The organism is Streptomyces sp. NBC_00028 (genome assembly GCF_045041065.1).
In the GTDB taxonomy this organism is placed as follows: domain Bacteria; phylum Actinomycetota; class Actinomycetes; order Streptomycetales; family Streptomycetaceae; genus Streptomyces.
The window spans coordinates 4154608-4167831 of the sequence record NZ_CP108293.1; the positions used below are offsets into that span (position 1 = coordinate 4154608).

Here is a 13224-nt window from a genome sequence, read left to right on the forward strand (position 1 = left end):
CGCAGGCCCTAGTTCCCCTGCTTCTGCGGTACCGGTTCGGCGACGACCCGGTAGGTCCGCATGACCGTCAGCGCCGCTTCGCGCACGGTCGCGTGATCGGCGCCGCGCAGCCGGAACCGGCCGCCGATGTGGTCGTAGCCGCCGGTGCCGTCGAAGACCGTGCCGATGTCCGGCAGGACCTCCGCGTAGACCTCCGGGACCTCGCCGAGCAGCGGTGTCGTGGACACCACCCGGCAGGGCAGCGGGCGCGGTTCGGGCACGCTGACCCAGCCGCCGCCCGGAGTGTTGTCGTACTCCTCGGCGGCCTTCAGCGGCGGCAGCCCGAGCGTGGCGCGGAACGCCTCGCCGAACAGGTCGATGCCGAACAGGTCCCGGTGCACGAACCCCACCTCGGCGCCGCCGGGCCGCAGCCCCACCTCCAGGAAGACCAACTCCCCCTGCTCGGTGGCGAACAGCTCCAGATGGAAGGGCCCGTCGTCCAGGCCCAGCGCCTCAAGACACGCGTCGGCGAAGCCGGTCACCCGGTCCCGCTCGGGGCCCGGGTCGAGCAGCACCGAGCCGAGCGGCAGGCCGTCGAGGAAGTCCAGGCAGGTGTTGAGATAGCCGGAGGCACTGACGAAGTGCGGTTTCCCGCCGCGCCGGATGCCGTCGACATGGAGGACCCGGCCCTCGATGTACTCCTCGCACTCGTACGCCGCCGGATCGACCTCGGCCAGCGCACGCGCCAGGGCCGGCACGTCGTCCGCCCGCACCACCCCGCGCGAGGACCAGCCGTCGCGCGGCTTGAGGATCACCGGCAGCCCGAGCTCGCCGGCGATCTCCCCGGCCGTGGTGGCCGCGTCCAGGTCACGGAACCTCGGTACGCGCAGCCCGGCGGCGCCGACCAGCTCCTTCATCCGCGGCTTGTCACGGAAGGCGGTCACGAACGCGGGCCGCCAGCCAGGCACACCCAGCTCGACGCGCAGCCGCGCCGCGGTGAGCACGTCGTACTCCGACAGCCCCACCACACCGTCGAAGGCGCCGTACCGCTCCTCCAGGCGCCGGGCGATCGGCAGGACGGTCTCGAACTCCAGATCGTCGGCGACGACCAGGTCAAGGGCGCCGTCGCGGTCCAGGATCGGCAGGCCGTACGGCAGGGTCACATACGCCAGTCGGCAGCTGCCCGGCTCGACGAAACGGTGGTACTCGCCGAACTCGTCGTCGTACCGGTTGAGCACCAGGTAGGTGGGGACGGCCGCCCCGGGGGTGCTACTCAACGCGCACCTCCCGGCCGAGCGCCGCGATGCGCTCCAGGGCCGCCGTGTGCGACTCGGCCGCGAAGACCACATGGCCGAGCAGCGCCCGGAAGTCCTCGGCGGGCGGGACCTCCTCGCCCTCGCGGTAGTAGACGGAGACCTCCAGGACATCGGCGCTCTCCCGCAACTCCTCGACGCCGACGACCCGGTGGAAGACCTCAAGCCCCTCCGCGGTGAAGCAGTGGATGGCGGCGGTCTTGGCGCGCGGGGCCGTGAAGGCGCCCAGCTCGGCGGGGTCCTGGCCGGTGTAGTGGGCCAGCATGATCCGGGTCAGCGAGGTGCCGGTGGCCAGCTCCACCAGGTGCGGGATGCGGTGTCCGGCGAGCCGGGCGCCGATCTCGATCAGCACCGGGTCGCCCTCGGGCAGCCGCAGTTCGCAGTGGAAGATGCCGAGGGGCAGGTTGAGCGCCCGGCACAGGTCGACGACGTACGCCTCGATCCTGGCCCGGGTCTCCGGGTCGGTCTCGTGCTGGACGACCATGCCGATCTCGACGAAGTGCGGCTCGGGGCCGAGCAGTTTCGTGGTGAGGGCGGAGACGACGACCTCGCCGTCGGTGACGTACCCCTCGACGCTGATCTCGGGACCGGCGACGTACTCCTCCAGGAGCACCCGCCCGTCCAGGCCGCGGCCCGCGTCGGTACGGGTGTCGGAGACCAGCCAGTCGTAGGCGCGGCGCAGCCCGTCCTCGTCGTCGACCCGGCTGACGTGCACGCTGCCGGCCGAGGCCGCGGGCTTGAGCACCGCGGGGAAGCCCACGTGCGCCGCGGCGGCGAGCAGCTCGTCGAGGCCGGACGCCTCCGCGTAGCGCGGCACGCGCAGACCGGCGGCCTCGGCGCGGGCGCGCATGACGGACTTGTCGCGCAGCGCCGCGACCGTCTCCACCGGCAGACCCGGCAGACCCAGCCGGTGCGCCAGGCGGGCGACGCTGTCCACGTAGAACTCGAAGCCGGGCAGGATGCCGGTCAGCGGGCGCCGCCGGTGGGCCGCGATCACCGCCTCGGTGAGCGCCGCCTCGTCGTTGGTGTCGACGACGAGCAGCTCGTCGACGTGCTGGAGCAGGGTGTCCGGGATCGTGCGGTCACCGCTGTGGTGGGAGGCCACCACGATCTCGAAACCCTGTTCGTGGGCGGCGAGGATCAGACCGTTCGCCGAGGACATCGGCTCGACGACCAGAATTCTGGTTGCAGACATGGGGATTCTGTTTCTCCGCTCTGCCCGACGGACGACCCGGAATTACTCCGAGATCGCTGAACTGCAATTACCGGGTCGTCCGTCAAACGTTCTACCGAATCAGGCGGAGGCCAGTTCCCGGGCGCCGACGGTGGTGTCGTAGAGCTCCTGGAAGTAATCACCGATCAGCTCGATGTACGTGGCGAGATCGGCGTACGCCTGCTCCGCGGAGCCGAATCCCTCGACCGCCTGGGAAACGGTGCGGAACATCAGCTCGTCGTGGTCGTGCGACTCGTCGAAGTCCAGGTGCGTCTGGGTGCCCTGGGTGAATTCGGTGCCGAACTCCTCGGCCGCCTTGTTGGTGATGATCTGGTTGTAGCGGTCCGAGTACCACTCGACGAACCAGTCCCAGACCGTCGTCGGCGCCGGGCCGCGCTTGTCGGCCTCCAGACGCAGATAGCCCATGAGCTGCTTGGTCGACGGGAAGACGTCGGTGGCCTCCAGCTGCTCGCTGGTGAAGCCGAACTTGTTGAGGTCACGGGTGAACATGCCCTCGTGCCCGAACTCCTCGGCCAGGTACTGGGCGAGCTTGGCGGCGAGGCTGTCGTCCTTCGAGCCGACCTTGAAGAGGGCGTAGGTGTCGACCTCGTTGTTCAGCCGAATACGCAGAACCGTCTCGGTGATGTGACGAATGTAGTAGTCCCGGTCGGTCCATTCGCCCGCGTGCAGTTCGCGCAGCTTGGTGACGCGCTGGAACTGCTTCTCCATCAATTCCTCGGCCAGGCTCTCGAGTCGGGACCGATCAAGCTTCGTCATTACGGATTCCTCCTCCTTGGATCGGTCATGAGTCTGGCTTGATCGCGAGTGGAGCCACAGGGCCAATATGCAGATCGTGGCCCCATGGGAGGAGAATGGTCCCGTACTACCGGACGCAGGGGGCCGGAGGCGTGCCATGACCTTCGTACAGCTCATCGACTGCAAGACCAGTCGGTTCGACGAGATGAACCGACTGATGGACCGGTGGGTCGAACAGACCAAGGGGAAACGGACCGCGACGCACGACCTCGTCGGCAAGGACCGCTCCGACGCGTCGCACTTCCTTCAGATCGTGGAGTTCCCGTCGTACGAGGACGCGATGCGGAACTCGAACCTGCCCGAGACGGACAAGATCTTCCAGGAGATGGTCGCTCTCTGCGACGAGATGCCGACGTTCACGGACCTCGACGTCGTACGGGACGAGCAGCTGTACGCCGCCACGTCCCGCCGCTTCTTCGAGGCGGTGGGCGGGAAGGACACGCCGTCGCTGGAGGGGCTGCTGGCCGAGGACTACCACGATCATGATCCGTCCAACGATCAGGACGTGATCGGGCTGGACGCGGTGCGCGAAGAGGTCGAGGCGTGGAAGACCGGCTTCGACTTCGACTTCACCGTCGACGATCAGCTGGCCCAGGGCGACCGGGTGTGCACCCGCTGGACCTGGCACGGCACACACACCGGTGACTTCATGGGGATGCCGGCGACGGGAAAGCGGGTGTCCATGACCGGCACGACCATCCACCGGTGCGGTCCCGACGGGAAGATCGCCGAGGGCTGGTGGCAGTACGACCGGCTGGGGCTGATGGGGCAGCTGGGGGCGCTGGACGACCTGGAGCAGTGAGTACGCAGAAAGGGGAAGCCCCCGGTCCGCCGCAGCGGACCGGGGGCTTCGCTCAGGCTCGCGGAGCCTTAGTGGGAGTGGCCGTGGCCGTGACCGGCGGCGGCCGGCTCCTCCTCTTCCTTCTTCTCGACGACCAGGGTCTCGGTCGTCAGGAGGAGGGAGGCGATGGAGGCGGCGTTCTCCAGGGCGGAGCGGGTGACCTTGACCGGGTCGATGACGCCGGCCTTGACCAGGTCGCCGTACTCGCCGGTGGCGGCGTTGAAGCCCTGGCCCTTGTCGAGCTCGGCGACCTTGGAGGTGATGACGTAACCCTCAAGACCGGCGTTCTCGGCGATCCAGCGAAGCGGCTCGACGACGGCCTTGCGGACGACGGCGACACCGGTGGCCTCGTCGCCGGTCTTGCCCAGACCGCCCTCGAGGACCTTCGCGGCGTGGACGAGCGCGGAGCCACCACCGGAGACGATGCCCTCCTCGACCGCGGCGCGGGTCGCGGAGATGGCGTCCTCCAGACGGTGCTTCTTCTCCTTCAGCTCCACCTCGGTGGCGGCGCCGACCTTGATCACGCACACGCCGCCGGCCAGCTTCGCGAGGCGCTCCTGGAGCTTCTCGCGGTCCCAGTCGGAGTCCGTGTTCTCGATCTCGGCCTTGATCTGGTTGACGCGGCCCACGACGTCCTCGGAGTTGCCGGCGCCGTCGACGATCGTCGTGTCGTCCTTGGTGATGGTCACGCGGCGGGCGGAGCCCAGCACGTCCAGACCGGCCTGGTCGAGCTTGAGGCCGACCTCCTCGGAGATGACCGTGGCGCCGGTGAGGACCGCCATGTCCTGGAGCATCGCCTTGCGGCGGTCACCGAAGCCGGGGGCCTTCACGGCGACGGCGTTGAACGTGCCGCGGATCTTGTTGACCACCAGGGTCGACAGGGCCTCGCCCTCGACGTCCTCGGCGATGATCAGGAGCGGCTTGGAGGCACCGGCCTGGATGACCTTCTCCAGGAGCGGCAGCAGGTCCTGGATGGAGGAGATCTTGCCCTGGTTGATCAGGATGTACGGGTCGTCGAGGACGGCCTCCATACGCTCCTGGTCGGACACCATGTACGGGGACAGGTAGCCCTTGTCGAAGGCCATGCCCTCGGTGAAGTCCAGCTCAAGACCGAAGGTGTTGGACTCCTCGACGGTGATGACACCGTCCTTGCCGACCTTGTCCATCGCCTCGGCGATGAGCTCGCCGACCTGCTGGTCCTGCGCGGAGAGCGCGGCGACGGCGGCGATGTCCGCCTTGTCGTCGATCGGACGGGCGGTGGCGAGGAGGTCCTCGGAGACGGCGGCGACGGCCGCGTCGATGCCCTTCTTCAGCAGCGCCGGGGAGGCACCCGCGGCGACGTTCTTCAGGCCCTCGCGGACCAGCGCCTGGGCGAGCACGGTGGCGGTGGTCGTACCGTCACCCGCGATGTCGTTGGTCTTGGTCGCCACCTCCTTCACCAGCTGCGCGCCGAGATTCTCGTACGGGTCCTCGATCTCCACCTCACGGGCGATCGTGACACCGTCGTTGGTGATGGTGGGGGCGCCGAACTTCTTGTCGATGACGACGTTGCGGCCCTTGGGGCCGATCGTCACCTTGACCGTGTCGGCAAGCTTGTTGACGCCGCGCTCGAGGGCGCGACGGGCGTCCTCGTCGAACTTCAGGATCTTCGCCATGGGAGCGGTTCAGCCCTCTCGGAAAACGTGGGTGAAAAAGCGAACTGCGCCCCTGACGCCCGGCTTCATAAGGTCGCGGGGGCCCGGGGCGCAGCTCAAAAGCAGAATGTGCTTGGAGGTCTTACTTCTCGATGACCGCGAGGACGTCGCGGGACGAGAGGACGAGGTACTCCTCGCCGTTGTACTTGACCTCGGTGCCGCCGTACTTGCTGTACAGCACGATGTCGCCGACCTTCACGTCGAGCGGCAGGCGCTCGCCGTTCTCGAAGCGGCCCGGACCGACGGCGAGGATGACGCCCTCCTGGGGCTTCTCCTTCGCGGTGTCCGGAATGACCAGGCCAGAGGCCGTGGTCTGCTCGGCGTCGAGCGGCTGGACCACAATGCGGTCCTCGAGCGGCTTGATGGCAACCTTGGAGCTGGCGGTCGTCACGATCCGACCTCCCCCTTCGGAGATCTCACGGGGTTAACTGTCTGAGGTGGCGACCAGGTCGATCCGTCGTCGCGGGTGCCGGACCTGCCCGTCGCTATTGGCACTCTCCAGGGGGGAGTGCCAGACCCGAGACTATGACCGCGATTAGCACTCGGTCAAGCGGACTGCTAATCGCGTCCCTACATCGGGCCACCAGCCCGCCCCTCAGACGTAGTCCTCCAGCCGCCCTACCCTCAATCCCGCCCCCTCGATCTCCCGCAGCAGCCGTGCCGTTCGCTCGGTCAGTGTCAGACCGGTCGTCTCCGTCGACGGCAGGGAGACGATGTCGCCGGGGAGCAGGCGGTGCGTGCCGGACGCGTAGGTCAGGTGATCCCCCTCCATCGACGCCCGCCACAGGACGACCGCCCCGACGCCGCAGTCGGTGGCCGCGCGCAGGGTCGTGGTGTCGTACGTCCCGTAGGGCGGGCGGAAGAGACGGGGGCGGATGCCGAAGCGGGCGCCGAGTTTGTCCTGCTGGCCGCAGATCTCGGCGCGCTGGCCGGCGTACGGCAGGCCGCGCAGGGCGGTGTGGTCGAGGGTGTGGTTCTGGATCGACGCGCCCACCGACTGGAGGCGCGCGAAGTGGCCGTAGCCCGGGCCGACCACGCTGTCGGTGAGGAACATGCTGACGGGCAGCCGCCGTCGACGGACCAGTTCGACGAAGCGCGGGTCCCGCTCGACGCCGTCGTCGTACGTCAGGAAGACGACCTTCTCGGAGGTGGTGACCCGCCGGACGACGGGCACGGCCGCGGGCCCGGACCGCACCCCCTTCGCCCCGTACGTCACGGCCTTCTTGCCCAGCCGTTCGATCGGGTCGACGGACTGGGCGCAGCCGGTCAGAAGCAGCGCGAGCGCCAGAGCCGTCGTCAAGGCCTTCACAGGTAGTCCTCCAGCCGCGCCACCGCGTACCCCTCGGCCGTGACCTTGTCGAGGAAGCGTCGGATCATGTCCGGCATCGTGCCCTTCCACTCCCCCCGGCCGCGGAAGTGGCTCAGCACGATGTCGCCCGGGTGGATCCTCCGGTCCCACTCGCGGTACTCCCAGTGGTCGACGAAGACCTCCTCGTTCCAGATCGGCGCGTACTTCACCCCGCAGGACTTCGCCGCGACCAGGGTGTCCTGGTTGTAGTTGCCGAAGGGTGGCCGGAAGAGCAGGGGCCGCTTGCCGTAGTGCTTCTCGATGACGTCCTGCATGCCGCAGATCTCGCGCTTCTGACGGCCGTAGGACAGACCGGGCAGATAGGGGTGGTGGAGGGTGTGGTTGTTGAGCACGACCCCCTGGTCCTGCATCCGCTTGAAGTACCCGTAGTCCTCCTTGATCAGGAAGTTGCTGAGGAAGGCGGTGTACGGGATCTTCAGCTCGCTCATCATCCGCAGGAACGCCGGGTCCTTCTCGGCGCCGTCGTCGATGGTGAGGAAGACGATCTTCTCCTCGGTGGGGATCGTGGTGAAGACGGGCGGCAGCCCCCGCTCCTCGTGACCGTCGACCTCGAAGCCCTTGCGGGTGGCGATGTGCGGCTTCTTCGCGGGCGGGGCGGGCGGTGTCAGCGGAGCCCGGGCCAGTCCCCAGCGCTTCGCGATCCTCGCCTGTGCGCGCAGCTTGCCGGCGTACGCGTCGAGGGCGCGGGCCGGGGGCGCCTTCAGGGGCTGCTGGCCGGGCGCCGGGCGGACCTTGGCGCTCTCACCCTGCGCGCCACAGCCGGAGGCGACGGCGGCGAGGGCCAGGACGGCGAGGGTGCCCCGAAGACCCGTCGAACCCCACCTGGCCCGACTTTTGTCATTTTGTACTACTGATCCCATGGCGCCGGATCCTCGCAGGTCACCGCCCTGATGCCGGGCCGACACCGCCGCCGGAGGCATACGGTCCACCGACTGGCCCACAATGAGGCGGTGAACGACCTCGCCCCCCTCCTCACCCCCGCCGGCCGCGCCCTCCTCGACGAGGTGCGCGGCACCGCCCCCGCCGACGAACTCGCCGTCGCCACCCGGCTGCGCCGCGACCACCCCGCGGACCTGGTCTCGGCGGCGCTCGGCCAGGCGCGGCTGCGGCAGCGGGCGGTGGCGAAGTTCGGGGACGAGGACGCGGCGCGGATGTTCTTCACCCCGAACGGCGTGGAGCAGTCGACGCGGGCGAGTGTGGCGACGTACCGCGCGCGGCGGCTCAAGGAGCTGGGGGTCACCTCCGTCGCCGACCTGTGCTCCGGCATCGGCGGCGACGCAATCGCGCTGGCCCGGGCCGGGATCAGGGTCCTCGCGGTGGACCGCGACCCGCTGACGGCGGCGACGGCCCGGGCGAACGCGGAAGCGCTGGGCGTGTCCGATCTCATCCAGGTCAGAGAGTCCGACGTCACGGAGGTCGACACCGCCGGTTACGACTTCGTGTTCGTGGACCCCGCCCGGCGATCCGCGAAGCGCGGCCGGATCTTCGACCCGGAGGCCTACTCCCCGCCCCTGTCCTGGGCGATCGAAACGGCACTCAAGGCCCCGCACGCCGCCCTGAAGATCGCCCCCGGCATCCCCCACGAGGCGATCCCCGCCGAGGCCGAGGCCGAGTGGATCTCCGACGGCGGGGACGTGAAGGAGGCGGTGCTGTGGTTCGGGACGGCACCGGGAGCCGTCCGGGCAACCCTGCTGCCGGGCCCCGGCACCCTGCTCGGGCGCGGTCTGCCCGACCCCGAAGTCCGCCCCGTCGGCCGCTACCTGTACGAGCCCGACGGCGCCGTCATCCGCGCCCACCTGGTCGCCGAGGTCGCCGAGGACCTGGAGGGCGGGCTGATCGACGAGACGATCGCGTACATCACCGCCGACGAACTGCACGCGACCCCGTACGCCACCGCGTACGAGATCACCGACCAACTCCCCTTCAACGTGAAGAAGTTGAAGGCGCTGCTGCGGGAGCGGGGAGTCGGGATCCTGACCGTGAAGAAGCGGGGGTCGGCGGTGGAGCCGGAGGAACTGCGGCGGAAGGCACTGCCGAAGTCGAACGGGAAGGCCGAGGCGACCGTGTTCCTGACCCGGGTCGCGGGGGCGCCGACGATGCTGATCGGAGCCCCCGCCTGAGCGTCACTACCGGGTGGCCGTCGTCCGCAGTGCGGCGATGCCCGGGCTCGCCTTGGGCGCGGCCAGGGCTCCGGAGTTCGCCGCCGTGGGCTCCAGGCCGTTGTAGTACGGCGTGTAACCCCACTGGCCGCTGCCGGCGCTGATCGCGCCGCCCGCGGAGTTCAGCGCGGGCGTCGACACCGACCCGGTGCCGCCGAAGACGGCCACGTAGCTGAGGCTCGCGGCACCCTTGACCAGGTACGACTTCGTGTCGGCGGAGAGCGCGTCGACCTTCGTCCACAGCAGGGGGCCGTAGACGTTCATCGCCGCCGCGGCGGAGGTGCCGCCACGCCAGCTGTCCACCGAGGCCAGCGCGGCGTTGCGCGGACCGCCCCACCAGAAGCGGGCGAGCGCGGCCGCCGTGGCCTCGTGGGTGCTCCCCGTGACCGGGTAGTAGGTGTACGTCGAGGGCCAGTGGGAGAACGTCGTGTGCGTCAGCGCGTACTTCGCGGAGCCACCGACCGGGATGACGTGCGTCTCTCGCGGGTCGAGACCGTTGAGGTACGACTTCACGGACGTGGTCAGCTTGTTGCCCTCGTTGAGGACGACGACGGCCTTGCCGCTCTTGCCCAGCCCACCGGCCGCGGAAGCCGCCGCCAGCGCCGAGTGGTAGTCGGTGCCGGTGGCGAGGAAGACATCGGTCGGGGCGCTGGTGATCGCCTTGGCGACCGCCACCGAGGTGGAGTAACGGGACGTACCCGCAAGGCGCTTGGGGGTGAAGCCGAGCGAGGTGACCTTCGAGGCGACGGCACCGCTCAGGATCGACGTGCCGCCGACGAGGTAGACCGGGGCGCCGGGCTTGAGGACCCGCTTCAGCTCGCTCTGCACTGCCGAGGTCAACGAGGTGGCCGAGGTCAGCAGGACCGGGCCGCCCTTCTTGCCGGCGAGCGCGGGAGAGGTCAGCGCGTAGGCCTGGCTGTCCTTGGAGACCAGCACGGCGGACGAGGCGTTCTTGAGGCCCGCCTCGCTCTGGCCGACGGTGTTCCAGGTCCAGCGGGACGCGGCGATGTTGCTGCCGTAGACGTCGGCGCCCCACACCCGGCCCACGCCGTTCTTGCGCAGCGGCTGCCAGGCGGGCGAGCGGCCGCCGTACGGGAAGACGGTGCCCTCGCTCACCCCGTCCGCGGTGAGGGTCAGGACGACGTTGCCCGTCATGCAGCAGCCGCCCGTCGCGGTCTCCTTGCGGTCGAAGTGGACCACCAGCCGGTCGCTCGCGGGCGCCCAGGACACGGAGTCGTAGTCCGCGGTGTCCTGGGTGAGCCGGCGCTCGCCCGTGCCGTCGGTGTTGACGGAGAACAGCTGGGCGTGGCCGTCGACGCCGCGGACGAAGGCGACTCTGGTGCCGTCGGGCGACAGGGCGGGCGCGGCGGCGTTGGTGACCAGGGTGGTCTGCTTGCCGGTGGCGGCGTCGTAGAGCACGACCGACGGGGTCGTGCCGGAGCAGGACGTGCCGCCCCGCTGGAAGGCCACGATCCCGCTGACCGCGGCGGCGCTCGGGCGGGTGTCACAGCCGGCGCCGCTGGGCAGCAGGGCGGTCGCGGTCCCGCCGGCGGACGGGACGTGGTACAGCTTCTTGGCGGCGGAGAAGACGATCCGGCTGCCGGAGCCCCAGTACGTCGGGTGGGACGCCGAACGGCCGCTGTACTCGTAGACCAGGGTCGAGGCACCTCCCGCGACACTCGCCGTACGCAGGGTTCCGGCCTGCTCGAAGACCACGCGGCTGCCGTCGGGCGCCCACGCGGGCGCCTCGTCGTCGGAGCCACGGGTGACGTACGCGGAGCCCGCGCCCTCGGTGTCGACCAAAGTGATGCCGTCGTTGACCACGGCGATGGCGCCGTCGGTGGCCGGCCATCCGGCCACGTCGGCCGAGGCGCCCGGGGCGAGCGCGGTGGCGGTGCCGACGGCCAGGGCCGTCACGGCGGTGAGCGCGACGAGTCTGCGGCGCGCGGCAGGTCTGACCAGCCTGGTGGATCCGGAAGATCGCACGTGTATGTACCCCCCACGGGTGTCGGAGTGCTGCCGCACCGCGGAAGGGACACGCCGGCTGCGGCGGCCGCGCCACTGTAAACCGTCCCTGACCAGGAAGGGAATGGGTTTCCGTGGATGATCCCGACACTCACCGCGCGGGCAGCGACCGCAGCTTCTCGCGCAACAGCTCCCGCTCCCGTCCGTTCCCCGCCAGCCCCGCCGCCCGCTCGAACTCCGCCCTCGCCTCCGCCGTACGCCCGAGGCGGGCCAGCAGGTCGCCGCGGACGCTGGGCAGCAAGTGGTAGTCACGCAGGGCGGGTTCGGCGGCGAGCCGATCGACGAGAGCGAGTCCTTCCCCGGGCCCCTGCGCCATCGACACCGCGACCGCGCGGTTGAGTTCGACGACCGGGGACGGGGCGCGGGTGGCGAGCAGGCCGTACAGGGTGGCGATGGTGGCCCAGTCGGTCTCCTCGTAGGTGTAGGCGTGCGCGTGGCAGGCGGCGATGGTGGCCTGGAGGACGTACGGGCCGGGGGCGCCCCCTGCGGTGGCGTCGGCGCGTGCCAGGGCCGTGACCCCGCGGCCGATGAGCATGCGGTTCCAGCGACGCCGGTTCTGGTCCCTGAGGAGCACGGGCTCGCCGTCGGGCCCGGTACGGGCGGCGGAGCGGGACGACTGGAACTCCAGGAGCGCCGCGAGACCGTGCACCTCGGGTTCCTTGGGCATCAGCCCGGCCAGCACCCGGGCCAGCCGCAGCGCGTCCTCGCACAGCCCCGGCCGCAGCCAGTCGTCACCGGCCGTGGCCGCGTACCCCTCGTTGAAGACGAGGTAGATGACATCGAGGACGTCGGCGAGCCGGGCCGCGCGTTCGGGGCCGTACGGCACCTCGAAGGCGACGTTCCTGGTGGCGAGGGTGCGCTTGGCGCGGACGATCCGCTGGGCGATCGTCGCCTCCGGGACGAGGAAGGCGCGGGCGATCTCGGCCGTCGTGAGCCCGCCGAGGAGACGAAGGGTGAGGGCGATGCGGGCCTCGGCGGAGAGGACCGGGTGGCAGGTGGTGAAGACGAGCCGGAGCAGGTCGTCGTCGATGTCGTCCGGGTCGGCGGGCTCGTCGAACGGGACCGTCTCCGGCACCTCCCGGCCGATCTCCTGGAGCTTGCGGGCGTAGTTCTCCCGGCGCCGGACCAGGTCGACGGCGCGACGCCGGGCGGCGGTCATGAGCCAGGCGCCGGGGTTGTCGGGGACACCGTCACGCGGCCACTGCTCCAGGGCGGCGACGAGAGCGTCCTGGGCGAGCTCCTCGGCGATGCCGACATCACGGACGACGCGGGTGACGCCGGCGACGATGCGGGGGGACTCGATACGGAAGACGGTCTCGATGGCATGACGCGCGTCGGTGTCGCCGGGGGACTGTGACTGTGGGCTCACAGCCCCCATGCAACACCCGCGGGCGCCGCCCGCCAAGGAGGTTCAGGGGCGGACTCAGCCCTCCGCGATCTCCCGCACCTCACAGGTGACGGTCCAGTACTCCTCGTGGACCTGGAGGAACCGCTTGGTCCACTCGAGGGCCTCGGCCTTGTCCTTGCACTGCATGAGCGCGTACCCGCCGACAACCTCCTTGGCCTCGGTGAAGGGCCCGTCGGTGACGGAGATCTTCCCGCCCTCCCAGTGCACGCGGGTGCCCTGCGAGGACGGGGTCAGACCGGCGGTGTCGAGCATGACCCCGGCCTTGGTGATCTCCTCGATCAGCGCGCCCATGCGTTCCATCAGTTCGGGGCTGGGGCCTTCGGCGGGGGCGTTGGCTTCGTCGATCTGCACGAGGGAGAGGAAGCGGGGCATCGGTGGCTCCTTGGGTCGGGGGCCGGGTCCTTTCC

Annotated in this window: 12 protein-coding genes; 2 read left to right on the forward strand and 10 right to left on the reverse strand. The window is 70.2% G+C overall.

Annotated features, from left to right (window positions below; all coding sequences use genetic code 11):
- Positions 1-8: 8 nt before the first annotated feature.
- From OG885_RS18315 to OG885_RS18325, 3 genes are all read right to left on the reverse strand, one after another.
- Positions 9-1256 (reverse strand): acetyl-CoA carboxylase biotin carboxylase subunit family protein, encoded by a 1248-nt coding sequence (locus OG885_RS18315; RefSeq protein WP_405732605.1) that lies wholly within the window; start codon positions 1254-1256, stop codon positions 9-11.
- Positions 1249-2487: an ATP-grasp domain-containing protein gene (locus OG885_RS18320; protein ID WP_405732608.1), complete on the reverse strand. Its 1239-nt coding sequence runs from the start codon at positions 2485-2487 to the stop codon at positions 1249-1251. Before OG885_RS18320 ends, OG885_RS18315 begins: the two co-directional genes overlap by 8 nt.
- A 99-nt stretch (positions 2488-2586) precedes the next feature.
- A complete protein-coding gene (locus OG885_RS18325; RefSeq protein ID WP_405732611.1) occupies positions 2587-3282 on the reverse strand; it encodes a hypothetical protein in 696 nt (231 codons plus the stop codon).
- A gap of 136 nt (positions 3283-3418) precedes the next feature.
- Between OG885_RS18325 and OG885_RS18330 the strand changes: the two genes are divergently transcribed.
- Positions 3419-4123 carry an ester cyclase gene (locus tag OG885_RS18330; protein ID WP_405732614.1) on the forward strand — a complete coding sequence of 235 codons (705 nt, stop codon included), beginning with the start codon at positions 3419-3421 and terminating at the stop codon, positions 4121-4123.
- Between the two features lie 68 nt (positions 4124-4191).
- Here the strand turns inward: OG885_RS18330 and groL are convergent, their stop codons facing one another.
- The 4 genes from groL to OG885_RS18350 all read right to left on the reverse strand — a co-directional run bounded on the left by groL (position 4192) and on the right by OG885_RS18350 (position 8085).
- Positions 4192-5817 carry a chaperonin GroEL gene (gene groL / locus OG885_RS18335; protein ID WP_405732617.1) on the reverse strand — a complete coding sequence of 542 codons (1626 nt, stop codon included), beginning with the start codon at positions 5815-5817 and terminating at the stop codon, positions 4192-4194.
- Between the two features lie 121 nt (positions 5818-5938).
- Positions 5939-6247: a co-chaperone GroES gene (groES, locus tag OG885_RS18340; protein WP_031477499.1), complete on the reverse strand. Its 309-nt coding sequence runs from the start codon at positions 6245-6247 to the stop codon at positions 5939-5941.
- 204 nt (positions 6248-6451) lie between these two features.
- Complete coding sequence (locus tag OG885_RS18345; protein ID WP_405732620.1) at positions 6452-7165, reverse strand: polysaccharide deacetylase family protein; 714 nt, start codon at positions 7163-7165, stop codon at positions 6452-6454.
- The gene (locus OG885_RS18350) at positions 7162-8085 is read right to left on the reverse strand and encodes a polysaccharide deacetylase family protein (RefSeq protein WP_405732623.1); all 924 of its coding nucleotides are present in this window, start codon (positions 8083-8085) and stop codon (positions 7162-7164) included. The genes OG885_RS18345 and OG885_RS18350 overlap by 4 nt, the downstream gene beginning before the upstream one ends.
- A gap of 90 nt (positions 8086-8175) precedes the next feature.
- Here OG885_RS18350 and OG885_RS18355 point away from each other — a divergent pair, with 90 nt between their 5' ends.
- Complete coding sequence (locus OG885_RS18355) at positions 8176-9345, forward strand: THUMP-like domain-containing protein (RefSeq protein ID WP_405732626.1); 1170 nt, start codon at positions 8176-8178, stop codon at positions 9343-9345.
- Between the two features lie 6 nt (positions 9346-9351).
- Here the strand turns inward: OG885_RS18355 and OG885_RS18360 are convergent, their stop codons facing one another.
- From OG885_RS18360 to OG885_RS18370, 3 genes are all read right to left on the reverse strand, one after another.
- Complete coding sequence (locus OG885_RS18360) at positions 9352-11370, reverse strand: cell wall-binding repeat-containing protein (protein ID WP_405732629.1); 2019 nt, start codon at positions 11368-11370, stop codon at positions 9352-9354.
- 130 nt (positions 11371-11500) lie between these two features.
- Entirely contained in the window at positions 11501-12787 is a 1287-nt protein-coding gene (locus tag OG885_RS18365) for an RNA polymerase sigma factor (protein ID WP_405732632.1), read from the reverse strand.
- 45 nt (positions 12788-12832) lie between these two features.
- A complete protein-coding gene (locus OG885_RS18370; RefSeq protein ID WP_405732635.1) occupies positions 12833-13189 on the reverse strand; it encodes a YciI family protein in 357 nt (118 codons plus the stop codon).
- Positions 13190-13224: the final 35 nt, after the last annotated feature.

Excerpts from the sequence above, each read along its gene's own strand:
- OG885_RS18320 (WP_405732608.1), bottom strand. The coding sequence starts at position 2,487 with ATGTCTGCAACCAGAATTCTGGTCGTCGAGCCGATGTCCTCGGCGAAC.
- OG885_RS18325 (WP_405732611.1), bottom strand. The coding sequence starts at position 3,282 with ATGACGAAGCTTGATCGGTCCCGACTCGAGAGCCTGGCCGAGGAATTG.
- OG885_RS18330 (WP_405732614.1), top strand. The coding sequence starts at position 3,419 with ATGACCTTCGTACAGCTCATCGACTGCAAGACCAGTCGGTTCGACGAG.
- groL (WP_405732617.1), bottom strand. The coding sequence starts at position 5,817 with ATGGCGAAGATCCTGAAGTTCGACGAGGACGCCCGTCGCGCCCTCGAG.
- OG885_RS18350 (WP_405732623.1), bottom strand. The coding sequence starts at position 8,085 with ATGGGATCAGTAGTACAAAATGACAAAAGTCGGGCCAGGTGGGGTTCG.
- OG885_RS18365 (WP_405732632.1), bottom strand. The coding sequence starts at position 12,787 with ATGGGGGCTGTGAGCCCACAGTCACAGTCCCCCGGCGACACCGACGCG.
- OG885_RS18370 (WP_405732635.1), bottom strand. The coding sequence starts at position 13,189 with ATGCCCCGCTTCCTCTCCCTCGTGCAGATCGACGAAGCCAACGCCCCC.